Source organism: Streptomyces sp. NPDC087787 (assembly GCF_044743035.1).
In the GTDB taxonomy this organism is placed as follows: Bacteria; Actinomycetota; Actinomycetes; order Streptomycetales; family Streptomycetaceae; genus Streptomyces.
In genome coordinates, this window is sequence record NZ_JBIUVQ010000032.1 from 1 (window position 1) to 13893 (window position 13893).

General features: G+C 72.1%; 15 protein-coding genes. 12 read left to right on the plus strand and 3 right to left on the minus strand.

Annotation, left to right across the window (positions count from 1 at the left end; translation table 11 throughout):
* The 9 genes from ACIOWN_RS32615 to ACIOWN_RS32655 form a co-directional block, all read left to right on the plus strand.
* Positions 1 to 243, plus strand: a 243-nt coding sequence (locus ACIOWN_RS32615) for a flavodoxin-dependent (E)-4-hydroxy-3-methylbut-2-enyl-diphosphate synthase (protein ID WP_401984228.1), incomplete at its 5' end; no start/stop codon positions are given.
* Between the two features lie 220 nt (positions 244 to 463).
* Positions 464 to 1525, plus strand: coding sequence for a LacI family DNA-binding transcriptional regulator (locus tag ACIOWN_RS32620; RefSeq protein WP_362357293.1), 1062 nt, complete (start codon positions 464 to 466; stop codon positions 1523 to 1525).
* Between the two features lie 136 nt (positions 1526 to 1661).
* Positions 1662 to 2858, plus strand: a complete 1197-nt coding sequence (locus ACIOWN_RS32625) for an extracellular solute-binding protein (RefSeq protein ID WP_362357295.1) — start codon at positions 1662 to 1664, stop codon at positions 2856 to 2858.
* The gene (locus tag ACIOWN_RS32630; RefSeq protein WP_362357297.1) at positions 2855 to 4153 is read left to right on the plus strand and encodes an ABC transporter ATP-binding protein; all 1299 of its coding nucleotides are present in this window, start codon (positions 2855 to 2857) and stop codon (positions 4151 to 4153) included. The genes ACIOWN_RS32625 and ACIOWN_RS32630 overlap by 4 nt, the downstream gene beginning before the upstream one ends.
* Positions 4150 to 5085 carry an ABC transporter permease gene (locus ACIOWN_RS32635; protein WP_401984230.1) on the plus strand — a complete coding sequence of 312 codons (936 nt, stop codon included), beginning with the start codon at positions 4150 to 4152 and terminating at the stop codon, positions 5083 to 5085. Before ACIOWN_RS32630 ends, ACIOWN_RS32635 begins: the two co-directional genes overlap by 4 nt.
* A complete protein-coding gene (locus ACIOWN_RS32640) occupies positions 5085 to 5975 on the plus strand; it encodes an ABC transporter permease (protein ID WP_362357301.1) in 891 nt (296 codons plus the stop codon). Before ACIOWN_RS32635 ends, ACIOWN_RS32640 begins: the two co-directional genes overlap by 1 nt.
* Positions 5976 to 6098: 123 nt before the next feature.
* Positions 6099 to 6947 (plus strand): GNAT family N-acetyltransferase, encoded by an 849-nt coding sequence (locus ACIOWN_RS32645; RefSeq protein WP_362357303.1) that lies wholly within the window; start codon positions 6099 to 6101, stop codon positions 6945 to 6947.
* A 54-nt stretch (positions 6948 to 7001) separates the two neighbouring features.
* Positions 7002 to 7595 (plus strand): GNAT family N-acetyltransferase, encoded by a 594-nt coding sequence (locus ACIOWN_RS32650; protein ID WP_362357305.1) that lies wholly within the window; start codon positions 7002 to 7004, stop codon positions 7593 to 7595.
* A gap of 106 nt (positions 7596 to 7701) precedes the next feature.
* Positions 7702 to 9402 carry a proline--tRNA ligase gene (locus ACIOWN_RS32655; RefSeq protein ID WP_401984233.1) on the plus strand — a complete coding sequence of 567 codons (1701 nt, stop codon included), beginning with the start codon at positions 7702 to 7704 and terminating at the stop codon, positions 9400 to 9402.
* A 101-nt stretch (positions 9403 to 9503) separates the two neighbouring features.
* On the opposite strand, the gene ACIOWN_RS32660 is transcribed toward ACIOWN_RS32655, so the two are convergent.
* The 3 genes from ACIOWN_RS32660 to ACIOWN_RS32670 form a co-directional block, all read right to left on the minus strand.
* Positions 9504 to 10418: an aminoglycoside phosphotransferase family protein gene (locus ACIOWN_RS32660; RefSeq protein ID WP_362357309.1), complete on the minus strand. Its 915-nt coding sequence runs from the start codon at positions 10416 to 10418 to the stop codon at positions 9504 to 9506.
* A gap of 188 nt (positions 10419 to 10606) precedes the next feature.
* Positions 10607 to 11083, minus strand: coding sequence for a ferritin-like domain-containing protein (locus tag ACIOWN_RS32665; protein ID WP_362357311.1), 477 nt, complete (start codon positions 11081 to 11083; stop codon positions 10607 to 10609).
* The gene (locus ACIOWN_RS32670; protein WP_362357312.1) at positions 11080 to 11688 is read right to left on the minus strand and encodes a hypothetical protein; all 609 of its coding nucleotides are present in this window, start codon (positions 11686 to 11688) and stop codon (positions 11080 to 11082) included. The genes ACIOWN_RS32665 and ACIOWN_RS32670 overlap by 4 nt, the downstream gene beginning before the upstream one ends.
* Positions 11689 to 11895: 207 nt before the next feature.
* On the opposite strand from ACIOWN_RS32670, the gene rimP reads away from it, so the two are divergent.
* From rimP to ACIOWN_RS32685, 3 genes are all read left to right on the plus strand, one after another.
* Positions 11896 to 12393, plus strand: a complete 498-nt coding sequence (rimP, locus tag ACIOWN_RS32675; protein ID WP_362357314.1) for a ribosome maturation factor RimP — start codon at positions 11896 to 11898, stop codon at positions 12391 to 12393.
* Positions 12394 to 12395: 2 nt separating this feature from the next.
* Positions 12396 to 13394 carry a transcription termination factor NusA gene (nusA, locus tag ACIOWN_RS32680; protein ID WP_362357316.1) on the plus strand — a complete coding sequence of 333 codons (999 nt, stop codon included), beginning with the start codon at positions 12396 to 12398 and terminating at the stop codon, positions 13392 to 13394.
* Positions 13395 to 13553: 159 nt separating this feature from the next.
* Positions 13554 to 13835, plus strand: a complete 282-nt coding sequence (locus ACIOWN_RS32685) for a YlxR family protein (protein ID WP_362357318.1) — start codon at positions 13554 to 13556, stop codon at positions 13833 to 13835.
* Positions 13836 to 13893: the final 58 nt, after the last annotated feature.

The following is a 13893-nucleotide window of genomic DNA, read 5'->3' on the forward strand; positions in this document are numbered from 1 at the left end:
GTGCCGCTGCGCGTCGCGGTGATGGGCTGCGTCGTCAACGGTCCCGGTGAGGCCCGCGAGGCCGACCTCGGGGTGGCCTCCGGCAACGGCAAGGGGCAGATCTTCGTCAAGGGCGAGGTCATCAAGACCGTGCCGGAGTCGAAGATCGTGGAGACCCTGATCGAGGAGGCCATGAAGCTCGCCGAGCAGATGGAGCAGGACGGCGTCGCCTCGGGCGAGCCGGAGATCTCTGTCAGCGGCTGACCACCGGGGCGGCGACCGACCCCCCGCCGCGCCACACCGAAGCCCCGCCCCTGAAGGGCGGGGCTTCCTGGTCTCCGGGAAGCGTTTTCAGCGAAATGTTGCGACGGTTCGCCTCTCGCCGCCGTCCACGCCCTCTTCCCGCTCGCTTGTGACTGCTAACTTGCTGACGAGCGGGCTGAGAAATCGCTATCTCGGCACCGGACGACTCCAGGGGGATGCGATGACCACAGCGCGGCGCACCAAGGAGCGCGCCGGGAACGGCGGCGAGGGGCCCGCGAGACGGTCCTCCGGCCGGGGGCAGAAACGCGTCACCATCGCCGACGTGGCCCGTGTCTCCGGCGCCTCGGTGTCGACCGTCTCACGGGTGATCAACCAGGTCGGCACCGTCGCCCCGGACCTCGCCGACCGGGTCCGCGAGGCCATCGCCGACCTGGGCTACCGTCCCAACGCCGCCGCACAGGGCCTGGCCCGGGGACGGTCCGGCACGCTCGGGGTGCTCGTCCCGGACCTGGCGAACCAGTACTTCCACGACATCATCAAGGCCCTCTCGACGGTGGCCAGATCCAGCGGGTCCCGCGTCCTGGTCATGGACTCCAACGAGGACCCCGCCGCCGAACGGGAACTGGCCGAGGACCTCGTCCGGTACGCCGACGGCCTGCTGCTCTGCTCCCCGCGCATGCCGCGCGCCGACCTCGTCGCGCTGACCGGCCGCGACACCCCGGTCCTGGTCACCAACCGGCAGGAGCCGGGCCTGGGGCTGCGGGCGATCACCGTCGACTTCTTCCGCGGCGTCCTCGCCCTCTGCGGCCACCTCGCCCAGCTCGGGCACCGGGACGTCGTCTACGTCGCCGGGCCCGGCCGGGCCTGGGCCCACCACGAGCGGGTGCGCGCCCTCGCCGCCGCCGAGGACTTCGGGCTGCGCGTGCGCACGGTCGACGGCGGCTCCACCGCCGACGACGGGTACGCGGCGGCCGACGCCGCCCTCGGCACCGGCGCGAGCGCCGTGATGGCCTACAACGACTTCGTGGCGCTCGGTCTGCTCGCGCGGTTCGCCGAACTCGGTGTGCGGGTGCCGGGCGACGTGTCGCTGACCGGGTTCGACGAGATCGACATGGCGCGCTTCTCGGCGCCGCCGCTGACCACGGTAGCGGTTCCCCGGGGACGACTCGGGCAGGCGGCCGGTGCGGCGCTGCTGCGGCTGATGGCAGGCGAGGACGACATCGAGTGCGAGTCCATCCCGGTTGACCTGCACATCCGTTATTCGACCGGCGCACCTTCTTGACAGATCCGATGGTGGGCAGGATTTTGTTCGGGCACAAGGCCGAGAAAGCGTTTCCTCACCGTCGCTGACGATATCGGGCCGACGCCCGCAGGGAGTTGCTGCTGTGTCCCGCACCGTCCACAGAGCCAGTCTTCGTATGCCGTCCGTTCAGCGCCTCGTCGCCGCCGGCTTGTTGCTCGCGGTCACGGTGGTCGGATGCAGCGCGCCGAGCAGTCAGTCGTCGGGGGACAAGGGGCAGTCCACCCGGAAGGTGCCGGACAAGCCCAGCAAGCCGGTCTCGCTGGAGATCCTCGACGTCGCGGGGAACCTCCAGCTGACCCAGGGCATGATCGACGAGTTCCAGAAGACGCACCCGGAGATCGTCAGCAAGGTCTCGTACTCCAAGGCGCCGGCTCCGGAACTCGCCGGCAAGATCAAGGCGCAGCAGCAGGCCGGCCGCGTCCAGATCGACATGGTGCTCACCGGCACCGACGGTCTCGCCGCGGGTCTTGAGCAGGACCTCTGGGCGGACATGTCCACGCACCAGGACGCCATCGGCAACCCCAACTACCTGCCGCCGGCGGCGGAGATGGCGAAGCTGGCGCAGGGCAGGGGCACGGCCGTCGTGTACTACCCGTCGGGGCCGCTGTTCGAGTACGACCCGGCCAAGGTGCCGAACCCGCCGAGGAGCCCGCAGGAACTCCTCGACTGGGCCAAGGCGCACCCCAAGCGCTTCCAGTACGCCGACCCGGCCAACTCGGGCCCCGGCCGCACCTGGCTGATGGGGCTGCCGTACCTCCTCGGCGACAAGGACCCGTCCGATCCGGAGAAGGGGTGGGACAAGACGTGGGCGTATCTGAAGGAGCTCGACAAGTACGTCGATGTGTACGCCTCGGGCACGTCCGAGACGATGAAGAACCTGGCCACCGGTCAGGTTGACATGATCATGAGCACCACGGGCTGGTACATCAACCCGCGTGCGCTCGGCACCGTGCCCAAGAAGATGAAGGCCGGCCACTTCGACGACATGACCTGGGTGACCGACGCCCAGTACGCCGTGGTCCCCAACGGCGTCAGCGCCGACAAGATGTCCGCGGTGCTCAACCTGCTCCACTGGATGCTCACCCCCGAGCAGCAGGCGAAGGCCTACGACGACGGCTACTTCTACCCGGGTCCCGCCGTCAAGGACGTGCCGCTGTCGATGGCGCCCGCCAAGTCCCAGCAGGTCGTCAAGGAGTACGGCGTCCCCGAGTTCGACACCTGGATCGACCAGTTCCCGAAGAAGCCGTCACTGTCCGCGCAGGCGCAGGTCAAGGCGTTCGACCTGTGGAACCGTCAGGTGGCCGGCCAGTGACGGGGGCGGCCCGCATCTCGGCCCTGCGGCTGGACGGAGTCACCCGCAGCTTCGGCGGGCACCAGGCCCTGCGGGGGCTGGACCTGGAGATCTCGGGCGGCGAGTTCGTGGCGCTGCTCGGCCCCTCCGGATGCGGTAAGTCCACCGCCCTCAACTGCCTGGCCGGACTGCTGCCGCTGACCGGCGGCCGGATCCTCCTCGACGGCGAACGCATCGACCGACTCGCCCCGGAACGGCGCGGGTTCGGCATGGTCTTCCAGAACTACGCCCTCTTCCCGCACATGACCGTCAGGAACAACGTCGGCTTCGGCCTGAAGATGGCCAAGGTCCCCAGGGCCGAGGCCGCCGACCGGGTCAACAGGGCGCTGGACATGGTGCAGTTGACCGCGCACGCCCACAAGCGGCCCGGCCAGCTCTCCGGCGGCCAGCAGCAGCGGGTCGCCATCGCCCGCGCCATCGTCCTGGAACCGCGGCTGGTGCTGATGGACGAACCGCTGTCCAACCTCGACGCCGCACTGCGCCTGGAGATGCGGGCGGAGATCCGCCGCCTGCACCAGCGGCTCGGACTGACCACCGTGTACGTCACGCACGACCAGGAGGAGGCCCTCTCCCTGGCGGACCGGCTCGTCGTGCTGCGCGACGGCCGCACCCAGCAGATCGGCACCCCGGAGGAGGTCTACAGCCGCCCGGCCAACCGCTATGTCGCCTCCTTCATGGGCTACCGCACCCTGCTCGACGCCACCGTCACCGGCACCCGCGGCCCCCATGTGGTGGTCGACATCGCGGGCAGCCCGCTCGTCGGGCTCGACCGTGACGGCGTCGCGGCCGGCGGCCGGGTCACGGCGGCCATCCGCCCCGAGGACCTGGACGCGGTGACCGGGGACGAACCCGATGGCACCTCCGGTGCACCAGGACTGCCCGCGACGGTCGAGGTCGTCGAGTACCACGGGCGCGAACTCGCCGTACAGGCACGGCTGACCGACGGGCGCCGGGTCCACTTCCGCACCGGGAAGCGGCTCGCGCCCGACGACTCGGTACGGCTCGTCGCACCGCCCGACCGGGTCCTCGTCTTCGCCGCCGAGGACGGCGACGGACAGAGGGACGACCGCGGTGACGGGCCGTCCCGCGGCCCCGGTGCCGAGGACGGGCCGTCCGCCCCCGAGGCCGGGGAGCCGGACTCCCGCGAACCGCGGAACCCGGCGGCCGCACCGGCGGACGAGGACGCGGCGCCGCCCGCGCACGAGCCGCGGGAGGCGCGGGAGGCGCGGGACACCCCGAAGCAGGTGGCCACATGAGCGCCACCGACACCCGCCCAGCGCCGCAGCCCGCGCCGCCGGAACCCCCGGCCGCCAGGCCCGCGCTGCGCCACCGCCTGGCCGAGCGCGGGATCGACCGGCTTCTGCTCCTCGCGGTCCCGGGCGTGCTCTTCCTCGCCGTGCTGTTCTGCTACCCGTTCTTCTACGGTCTCGGACTGTCCTTCCAACCCGCCCAGGGCGGAGGGCCGTTCGCCAACTACCGGCTCTTCTTCAGCGATCCGTACCTGCGCGAGACCCTGTGGATCACGCTCGGGCTTGCCGTGCCCGCCGCGCTCATCAACTGTCTCGCCGCCGTACCGGTCGCGTTCCGCACCCGCGGGGCGTTCCGCGGCCGCCGGCTGATCACCACGCTGCTGGTCATGCCGATCACCCTCGGGACGGTCCTCACCGCGCAGGGCCTGCTCGGCTACCTCGGCCCCAACGGCTGGTTCAACAAAACCCTGCTGGGGCTCGGCATCGTCGACGAGCCGCTCGCCCTCGTGCACAACTACTGGGGTGTGCTGGCCTCGTTGATCATCACCGGCTTCCCCTTCTCCTACCTGCTGACGCTGTCGTACCTGACCGGTATCGACCCCAGCCTGGAGCAGGCCGCGGCGACGCTCGGCGCGGACTGGCGCAAACGGCTGCGGTACGTGCTCCTGCCGCTGCTCGCGCCGGGTCTGGCCATCACCTTCTGCCTGTCGTTCGTCCTGGCGTTCGCGGTGTTCCCGTCCGCCCAACTGGTCGGTGACCCGCGCAAGTCCACGCACGTCATCTCGATCGAGGCGTACCAGGCGGCGTTCCAGAAATTCGACTACTCCCTCGGTTCCGCCATCGCCATGATCATGGCCGCGGTGATGCTCGCGGTCGTCGTCCTGGTGCTCGCCTGGCGGTCGCTGCTGTACCGAGGGGCGACGGGAGGCAAGGGCTGATGGCCGACCTCGTCCAGGAACCCGCGGCGGACGCCGTCACGGACCCGGCCGCGCCGTCCCGGTGGCGCGGGATCCGACCCGGCACCTGGATCGCCGCCGCCGTCTTCGGGTTCTTCTTCCTCCAGCTCGCCGGAGTCATCGGCGTCCCGCTCGTCGACTCCCTGGGCACCCGCTGGTTCACCAGCTGGCTGCCGGAGGGCTGGACGACGAAGTGGTACGGCTCCGCCTGGCGGGAGTTCCAGCTCGGCCAGGTCTTCTGGACGACGGCGCTGGTGTCCGTGCTCGTCGTCGTCCTGTCCGTGGTGATCGGGGTGCCGGCCGCCTACGCCCTGGCCCGGCGGGACTTCCCCGGCAAGAAGGCCGTGCTGCTGCTGTTCGTGCTGCCGATCCTGGTGCCGCCCCTCACCTACGGCATCCCGCTGGCCACCGTCCTGTACAAGTTCCAGCTCGCCGGGACCCTGACCGGGGTGGTGCTGGCGAACCTCGTGCCGTCGGTGCCGTTCGTCGTCCTGACCATGACCCCGTTCATCGAGCAGATCGACCCCAGGATCGAGGCGGCCGCCCGGATGTGCGGGGCCCGGACCGGCGCCGTCCTGCTGCGCGTCCTCGCGCCGCTGCTGGTGCCCGGCATCCTCGCCGCCTCCGTACTGGTCCTGGTCCGCACGGTCGGCATGTTCGAACTCACCTTCCTCACCGCGGGTCCGGACAGCCAGACCCTCGTCGTGGCGCTCTACTACGCCGTGTTCTCGGCCGGTATCCGCACCCAGCAGTCCATCGACGCGATGGCCGTGATGTACACGCTGTCGATGCTCGTGCTGCTGGTCGTCGCGCTGCGCTTCGTCAACCCCACCCAGTTGGTGACCCGTGTCAAGGACGACCGGTCCGCGTAGGCGGCGGCCGTCCCCACGAGCGGGGGGACGCCGTCCGGCGCTGTTCACCGCCGGGCGGCGTCCCCCGTTCCTGGCAGGTACAGTGCGGGAACCAGTAGATCCTCGTGGTGAGGCCCCGCCGACGTGTTGACCCAGACGACCACCACGGTCCTCGGACCGAGCGACCTCGACGCCGCGCTCGCGGTCCTCGGCCGCGAGCCGGTCGCGAACGCCTTCGTGGCGTCCCGCGTACAGGTCGCCGGACTCGACCCGTGGCGGCTCGGCGGCGAGATGTGGGGCTGGTACGAGAACGGCATATTGACGTCCCTGTGCTACGCGGGCGCCAACCTCGTCCCGATCTGCGCCACCCCCAGGGCCGTCCGGGCCTTCGCGGACCGCGCCCGCCGGGCCGGCCGCCGCTGCTCCTCCATCGTCGGACCGGCCGAACCCACCGCCCAGCTGTGGCGGCTCCTGGAACCCGGCTGGGGCCCCGCCCGCGAGATCCGCGCCCACCAGCCGCTCATGGTCACCGACCGCATGCCCGCCGGCATCGCCCCCGATCCCTACGTCCGCCGCATCCGCAAGGACGAGATGGAGACGATCATGCCGGCCTGCGTGGCGATGTTCACCGAGGAGGTCGGGGTCTCCCCGCTCGCCGGTGACGGGGGCCTGCTCTACCAGGCCCGGGTCGCCGAACTCGTCGGCTCAGGACGTTCCTTCGCCCGCCTCGACGAGTACGGCAAGGTGATGTTCAAGGCCGAGATCGGCGCCGCCACCCCCGAGGCGTGCCAGATCCAGGGCGTATGGGTGGCCCCCGAGCACCGCGGCCGCGGTCTGGCGGGCCCGGGCATGGCCGCGGTGCTGCGCTACGCGCTGGCCGACGTGGCCCCGGTGGTCAGCCTGTACGTGAACGACTTCAACACCGCGGCCCGGCGCACCTACCTGAAGGCGGGCTTCCGCGAGGTCGGCGCGTTCATGAGCGTGCTGTTCTGACCTGCGCCTGACTTCACTGTTCAGCGCCCTGTGCACGCCCTGTAGTCTCCGGGCATGGCGCACTTCCCCGATCACGGACACCGCCGCTGCGACGACGTCGTGATCGGCCCCCTCGACCTGCAGGCCCATGTCGACGAGGCGCTCTCCGTGCAGGCCGTCGCCTTCGGCCTCGGCGCCGACGAGGTGGCCGTACGCCGGCAGATCGTGCTGCGCCACATGACCTGCCGTGGGGCCCGCGCGCTCGGCGCCACCGCGGCCGACGGCCGGCTCGTCGGCTTCGTCTACGGCATGCCCAACGACCGCACCCACTGGTGGTCCACCGTCGTCCAGCCCTATCTGCGCGCCCGCGGCCACGACGACTGGCTCGACGACTCCTTCGTGATCACCGAACTGCACGTCCACCCGAGCCACCAGAACCGCGGCATCGGACGGGCCCTGATCACCGCCATCACCGACAGCGCCAGCGAGCCCCGCTCGATCCTCTCCGCGATCGACACCGACAGCCCGGCCCGCGGCCTCTACCACTCCCTGGGCTACGAGGACCTCGCCCGCCAGGTCCTCTTCCCCAGCGCGCCGAAACCGTACGCCGTGATGGGCGCCCCGCTGCCGCTGCGCCGCCGTCCGGACCCTGCGCCGGGTCGGCTTTAACCGATTTCCACCGGCGCGGCAAGCCCGGCTAACCTCCTAGCCATCAGCTTCCCTCACTCCCGGCCCCGCCCGGGCGGGGGGCCACCACGGCAGGAGTACGAGAACCATGGCCAACGCACCGGTCCAGCGCATGTCCCAGTTGTTGGCGAAGACGCTGCGCGACGACCCGGCGGACGCCGAGGTCCTGAGCCACAAGCTGCTGGTCCGCGCGGGTTACGTACGGCGCACCGCCGCCGGGATCTGGACCTGGCTGCCGCTCGGCAAGAAGGTCCTCGCCAACGTGGAGCGGATCGTCCGCGAGGAGATGGACGCCATCGGCGCCCAGGAGGTGCTGCTGCCCGCGCTGCTGCCCCGCGAGCCGTACGAGGCCACCGGCCGCTGGGACGAGTACGGCGCCGAGCTGTTCCGCCTGAAGGACCGCAAGGGCGGCGACTACCTCCTCGGGCCGACCCACGAGGAGATCTTCACGCTGATGGTGAAGGACCAGGCGACCTCCTACAAGGACCTGCCGGTCATCCTCTACCAGATCCAGACCAAGTTCCGCGACGAGGCCCGGCCCCGCGCGGGCATCCTGCGCGGGCGTGAGTTCCTGATGAAGGACTCCTACTCCTTCGACCTCGCCGACGAGGGCCTCGCCGAGTCCTACGCCCTGCACCGTCAGGCCTACGAGCGGATCTTCGCCCGCCTCGGTCTGGACTACCGGATCTGCGCCGCGACCGCGGGCGCGATGGGCGGCTCCAAGTCCGAGGAGTTCCTCGCCCCGGCCGCCGCGGGCGAGGACACCTTCGCGGACTGCCCGAACTGCGACTTCGCCGCCAACACCGAGGCGATCGAGTACGAGCTGGTGCCGGTGGACGGCTCCGCCGTGCCCGCGGCCGAGGAGATCCCCACCCCGGACACCCCGACCATCGAGACCCTCGCCGCCTCCCTCGGCGTGCCGGCCTCCGCCACGCTGAAGAACCTGCTCGTCAAGATCGACGGGGAGATCGTCGCCGTCGGCGTCCCCGGCGACCGCGAGGTGGACCTGGGCAAGGTCGAGGCGCACTTCGCCCCGGCCGCCGTCGAACTGGTCACCGCCGAGGACTTCGTGGGCCGGCCCGACCTGGTCCGCGGCTACGTCGGTCCCCAGGGCCTGGGCAAGGTCAAGTACATCGCCGACCCGCGCGTGGCACCCGGAACGGCCTGGATCACCGGCGCCAACAAGGAGCACACGCACGCGAAGAACGTGGTCGCCGGCCGCGACTTCGAGGTCGACGAGTACGTCGACGTCGTGGTCGTGCAGGACGGCGACCCCTGCCCGAAGTGCGGCACCGGCCTCAAGCTGGACCGGGCCATCGAGATCGGCCACATCTTCCAGCTCGGCCGCAAGTACGCCGACGCCCTCAAGCTCGACGTCCTCGGCCAGAACGGCAAGCCGGTCCGCGTCACCATGGGCTCCTACGGCATCGGCGTGTCCCGCGCGGTCGCGGCCCTCGCCGAGCAGCACGCCGACGACAAGGGCCTGATCTGGGCCAAGGAGGTCGCCCCGGCCGACGTGCACGTGGTCGCCGCCGGCAAGGCCCTGCAGACCGAGGTCGCCCTGGAGGTCTCCCAGAAGCTCGCCGCGGCGGGCGTCCGCGTCCTGGTCGACGACCGGGCCGGCGTCTCCCCGGGCGTGAAGTTCACCGACTCCGAGCTCATCGGCGTCCCGCAGATCCTGGTCGTCGGCCGCCGCGCGGGCGAGGGCGTCGTCGAACTGAAGGACCGCCGCACCGGCGAGCGCGAGGAGCTTTCGATCGAGGAGGCCCTCACCCGCCTCACGGCGTAGCGGCACGGGCCCGCGGGGCCGGGTGCGCAGGCCGCAGGACACGGCGTGCCGCACCGGGTCCCGCGCCCACCGATCCTCCTCCGGCCGGACGCGGACGCCGGTCAGAGCCAGGTGGCGAATTCCAGGAGGAGTTCCGCGTCCTTCGGGCGGCCCACGCGGCGGGCGCGGGCGCCGGATTCCACGGCTCGGAAGAGGGTCCAGCCGCGCAGGCGGTCGCGGTCGACCTCCAGGGACTCCGCCAGCCGCTTGATGCGGCGCCGGGTGATGGCGGCGCCGGACGGCGAGGCGATCAGGTCCTCCACCCGGTCCCGGACCAGCCGCGCCAGGTCGAAGGCGGCCTCGCCGACCACCGGGTCCGGGCCCACGGCCAGCCACGGCATCCGGTCCCCGGCGAGCACCTTGCTCTGCCGGAACGTGCCGTGCAGCAACCGCCGTTCGGGCGGCGCGGCCAGCAGTTCCGTACGGGCCGCGAGCGCCGCCTCGACCAGCGGCGCCACCTCCGCGTCGGCCTCCGCGCCCGCCCGCATCGCCTCGGCCTGCCGCCCGGTCCGCTCCTCGACCGTCTCGAAGGAATGCCCCGCGGGCGGCTCGACCCACAGCCGCCGCAGCGTGCCCGCCGCCTCCAGCAGCGCCCTCGCCTCCGGCAGTGACCGCACCGACACCTCCGGGTGCAGCCGCTCCAGCAGCAGCACGCCCTCGCCCGGAACAGGGCCGGCCGGAGTGTCCTCCAGCAGCTGCACGGCGCCCCGCCCGCCCCAGTGCGCGAGCGCGGCCCGCTCGCTCTGTGGACGGGCCCGGGCAGGGGCCAGCTTCAGCACGGCCGGCGTCCCGTCCGCCGTCCGCACCAGCACGACGAGGCTGCTGCGTCCGCCGGGCATCTGCACCCGCTCGACGGTCAGTTCGCGCAGTTCCACGGCCTGCCGCGCCAGTCCGGGCAGCTTCTCCAGCCAGTCGTCCCCGTCCGGCGCGGTCTCACCCAGCGCCCGCACCAGCCGCCGCGGCGGTTCGAAAGCCATGCGCGAGTCGTTCCTTCCTGACTTCCTGAACGCGTTCGCCGCGTTCGCCGCGTTCGCCGCGTTCGCCGCGTTCGCCGCGTTCGCCGCGTTCCCCGTGGTCCTCGCGGTCGCCGTGCGTCTGTCGCCGTGCGCCGTGGGCGCCTCCTGTGCCGTTCCGTTCCTCCCGTCCGTGCCCGCCAGCGGGATCCCTACGGCGTCGGTGACGTCGAGACCGTGGGCGTGCCCGCCGCGCCGGCCCGTTCGGCGAGACCAGGGAAGGCTACGCTCTCCCCGCGCCAGCGCACCGCCCGGACCGCCGCCTCGCGCAGCGCCCCGGCGGCCTCCCGCCGCCGCTCGCCCCCGCTCGCCCGGACCAGGTCGGAGTACACCCCGGCCACACGTTCCTCCAGCTCGGCGGCGAACCGTACCGCAGCCGCCGAGTCCGGCACCGGAAACGGCAGAGCGTAGGCGGCCGCCGCGGCCACCGGCTGCCCGCCAAGGTCCCGCACCTCGCGCACCAGGGCGTCCCGCCGCGCCCGATGGGCGTCGTACGCCGACCGCGCCTCGGCCTGCCGGCCCTCGCCGATCCGGCCCCCGACGACGCCGTACCCGTACACGGCCGCGTGCTCGGCGGCGAGCGCCGCCTGCAGGGCCGTGAGCCGTCGCCGGTCCGTCACCTGGCTCACTTGTCACCTTCCGTCAGGAGATACGCGTGGGCGGCCCCGGCCGCCGCCACCGAGGCGAGCAGGCGGGCCAGTTCGCCGGGCACCTGGATCAGGAGGGCGGTGCGCCGGTCGGACAGGGAACGCTCGGCCGCGGCGAGCCCGGCCAGGGCGGACTTCGCGGTCTGCTGGGCGGCGGGAGAGCCGGAGGCCTCGGCTCCCGCCGGTGCCTGCGACCCGTCGGGCGAGCCGGAGCCCTCGGGTGCCGCCGAGCCCGTCGGCGCTGCGGTCGAGCCCGACGGCGGCGCGGTCGGCGCCGTCGCGCCGGGCGAGGCCTTGGCCGCGCCGCCGAACGCCTCCACGTGCGCCGCGATCTGCGCGCGCAGTGGCCGCAGGCGCTCCGCCAGCGCCGGATGGGCGGCCATCACCGCGTCGTACCGCCGCGCCAGCTCCTCGCTGTCACGTGCCGCACGCGCGCGTACCCGCTCGTCGGGCGACGGGGACTCGCCCGCACCGCCGGAGTCGGAACCGGTGGAGCAGCCCACGAGCAGGGCGGCCCCCGCGGCCGAGGCGAGCAGGCTCCTTCTGCGCGGGCCTGTCAGGACGCGCGGAGATGAGGGGAACGGCACGGCAGACGTCCTCGGGTGCGTACGAAACGAAATGGACGGGAGGGCAGGGGCGGCTCGCCCGTGATCACGGTACCCGCGCCCCGCGCACGCTTCACCCAGCGGCACCGCCGCTGCCCAGGTGGACGGCAACACCCCTGCGGACCGGATACCCTTTGACCAGACACGCGACCAACCCACAACAGCACACGCGGCCGAGGAGTCACCCGGATGAGCACCACCCAGAGCGAGAGGCTGCGGGAACTGCTGGAACCGCTCGTCACCTCCCAGGGCCTGGATCTCGAAGAGATCGCCGTGGACTCCGTAGGACGCAAGCGTGTGCTGCGCGTCGTCGTCGACTCCGACACCGGGGCCGACCTGGACCGGATCGCCGATGTGAGCCGTGCGCTCTCGGCGAGGCTGGACGAGACGGACGCGATGGGCGAGGGCGAGTACACCCTCGAGGTCGGCACCCCGGGCGCGGAACGCCTCCTCACGGAACACCGGCACTACGTGCGCGCCACGGGCCGGCTGGCGAAGTTCCAGCTGGCCGAGGGCGGCGAGCTGGTGGCCAGGATCCTCGAGGTCGACGACGAAGGACTCGACCTCGAAGTGCCCGGAGTGAAGGGGCGCAGGCCCACGACCCGCAGACTCGGCTTCCCGGACGTCGTCAGGGCGCGGGTGCAGGTCGAGTTCAGCCGCAAGGACCAGAAGGAAGAGGAGGCGTAGCCGTGGACATCGACATGAGTGCCCTGCGGGGCTTGGTACGAGAGAAGGAGATCTCCTTCGGCCTGCTGGTCGAGGCGATCGAGTCGGCCCTCCTCATCGCCTACCACCGCACCGAGGGAAGCCGCCGCCACGCGCGCGTGGAGCTCGACCGGCAGACCGGGCATGTGACCGTGTGGGCGAAGGAGGACCCCCAGGACCTCGAGGAGGGCCAGGAGCCCCGCGAGTTCGACGACACCCCGTCCGGCTTCGGCCGTATCGCCGCCACCACCGCCAAGCAGGTCATCCTGCAGCGGCTGCGCGACGCCGAGGACGACGCGACGCTCGGCGAGTACGCCGGCCGCGAGGGCGACATCGTCACCGGGGTGGTCCAGCAGGGCCGCGACCCGAAGAACGTGCTGGTGGACATCGGCAAGCTGGAGGCCATCCTGCCGGTGCAGGAGCAGGTCCCGGGCGAGACCTACCCCCACGGCCTGCGGCTGCGGTCGTACGTGGTCCGGGTCGCCAAGGGCGTCCGCGGCCCCTCGGTGACGCTGTCCCGCACGCACCCGAACCTGGTGAAGAAGCTCTTCGCCCTGGAGGTCCCGGAGATCGCCGACGGCTCCGTGGAGATCGCCGCGATCGCCCGTGAGGCCGGTCACCGCACCAAGATCGCCGTACGGTCCACCCGTTCGGGCCTGAACGCCAAGGGCGCCTGCATCGGCCCCATGGGCGGCCGGGTGCGCAACGTGATGGGCGAGCTGAACGGCGAGAAGATCGACATCGTCGACTGGTCGGACGACCCGGCCGAGATGGTGGCCAACGCGCTGTCGCCGGCCCGTGTCTCCAAGGTGGACGTCGTGGACCTGGCCGCCCGCTCGGCCCGCGTCACCGTGCCGGACTACCAGCTCTCGCTGGCGATCGGCAAGGAGGGCCAGAACGCCCGGCTGGCGGCCCGGCTCACCGGTTGGCGGATCGACATCCGCCCGGACACCGAGCAGCCGTCCGAGCGGGCACCCGAGTAGCCGTCCGGGCGCGACCGCGGTCGGGTTCACCCGGACGCGCGGGGCAGTTCACCCGTACGGAGGGAATGGATCCGAGCCGCAGGTCGCTCGGAATACGACAACAGCCGTTCGATCTCTGCCCCGCAGGGGTGAGGTCGGTGCGGGGAGGTAGACTTAGCTGTGTCTGGCCGGACGCGTGCCCGCGCATGCCCTGAGCGTACCTGTGTGGGATGCCGGGAGCGAGCGGCCAAGATCGAACTGTTGCGGACCGTGGTGGTCGGGGGCGAATGCGTCCCCGATCCTCGCGGTACGCTGCCCGGCCGGGGTGCCTATGTGCACCCCGCCCCGGTCTGTCTCGACCAGGCGGTGCGCCGCCGGGCGTTTCCGCGGGCGCTCCGCGTCCCGGGACCGCTCGACGTAATGGCGTTGCGCCGGTACGTCGAGCAGGCACAAGGTTGCTGAGGCAACACGGCAAGGAAAACGTGCCGTACGGAAGTCCCCGTGCGGCCTGGTACCTCGC

What these genes read in the sequence shown, in the direction of transcription:
- ACIOWN_RS32620 (WP_362357293.1), top strand. Translation starts at nt 464, where the DNA reads ATGACCACAGCGCGGCGCACCAAGGAGCGCGCCGGGAACGGCGGCGAG.
- ACIOWN_RS32625 (WP_362357295.1), top strand. Translation starts at nt 1,662, where the DNA reads ATGCCGTCCGTTCAGCGCCTCGTCGCCGCCGGCTTGTTGCTCGCGGTC.
- ACIOWN_RS32640 (WP_362357301.1), top strand. Translation starts at nt 5,085, where the DNA reads ATGGCCGACCTCGTCCAGGAACCCGCGGCGGACGCCGTCACGGACCCG.
- ACIOWN_RS32650 (WP_362357305.1), top strand. Translation starts at nt 7,002, where the DNA reads ATGGCGCACTTCCCCGATCACGGACACCGCCGCTGCGACGACGTCGTG.
- rimP (WP_362357314.1), top strand. Translation starts at nt 11,896, where the DNA reads ATGAGCACCACCCAGAGCGAGAGGCTGCGGGAACTGCTGGAACCGCTC.
- ACIOWN_RS32635 (WP_401984230.1), top strand. Translation starts at nt 4,150, where the DNA reads ATGAGCGCCACCGACACCCGCCCAGCGCCGCAGCCCGCGCCGCCGGAA.
- ACIOWN_RS32660 (WP_362357309.1), bottom strand. Translation starts at nt 10,418, where the DNA reads ATGGCTTTCGAACCGCCGCGGCGGCTGGTGCGGGCGCTGGGTGAGACC.
- ACIOWN_RS32655 (WP_401984233.1), top strand. Translation starts at nt 7,702, where the DNA reads ATGGCCAACGCACCGGTCCAGCGCATGTCCCAGTTGTTGGCGAAGACG.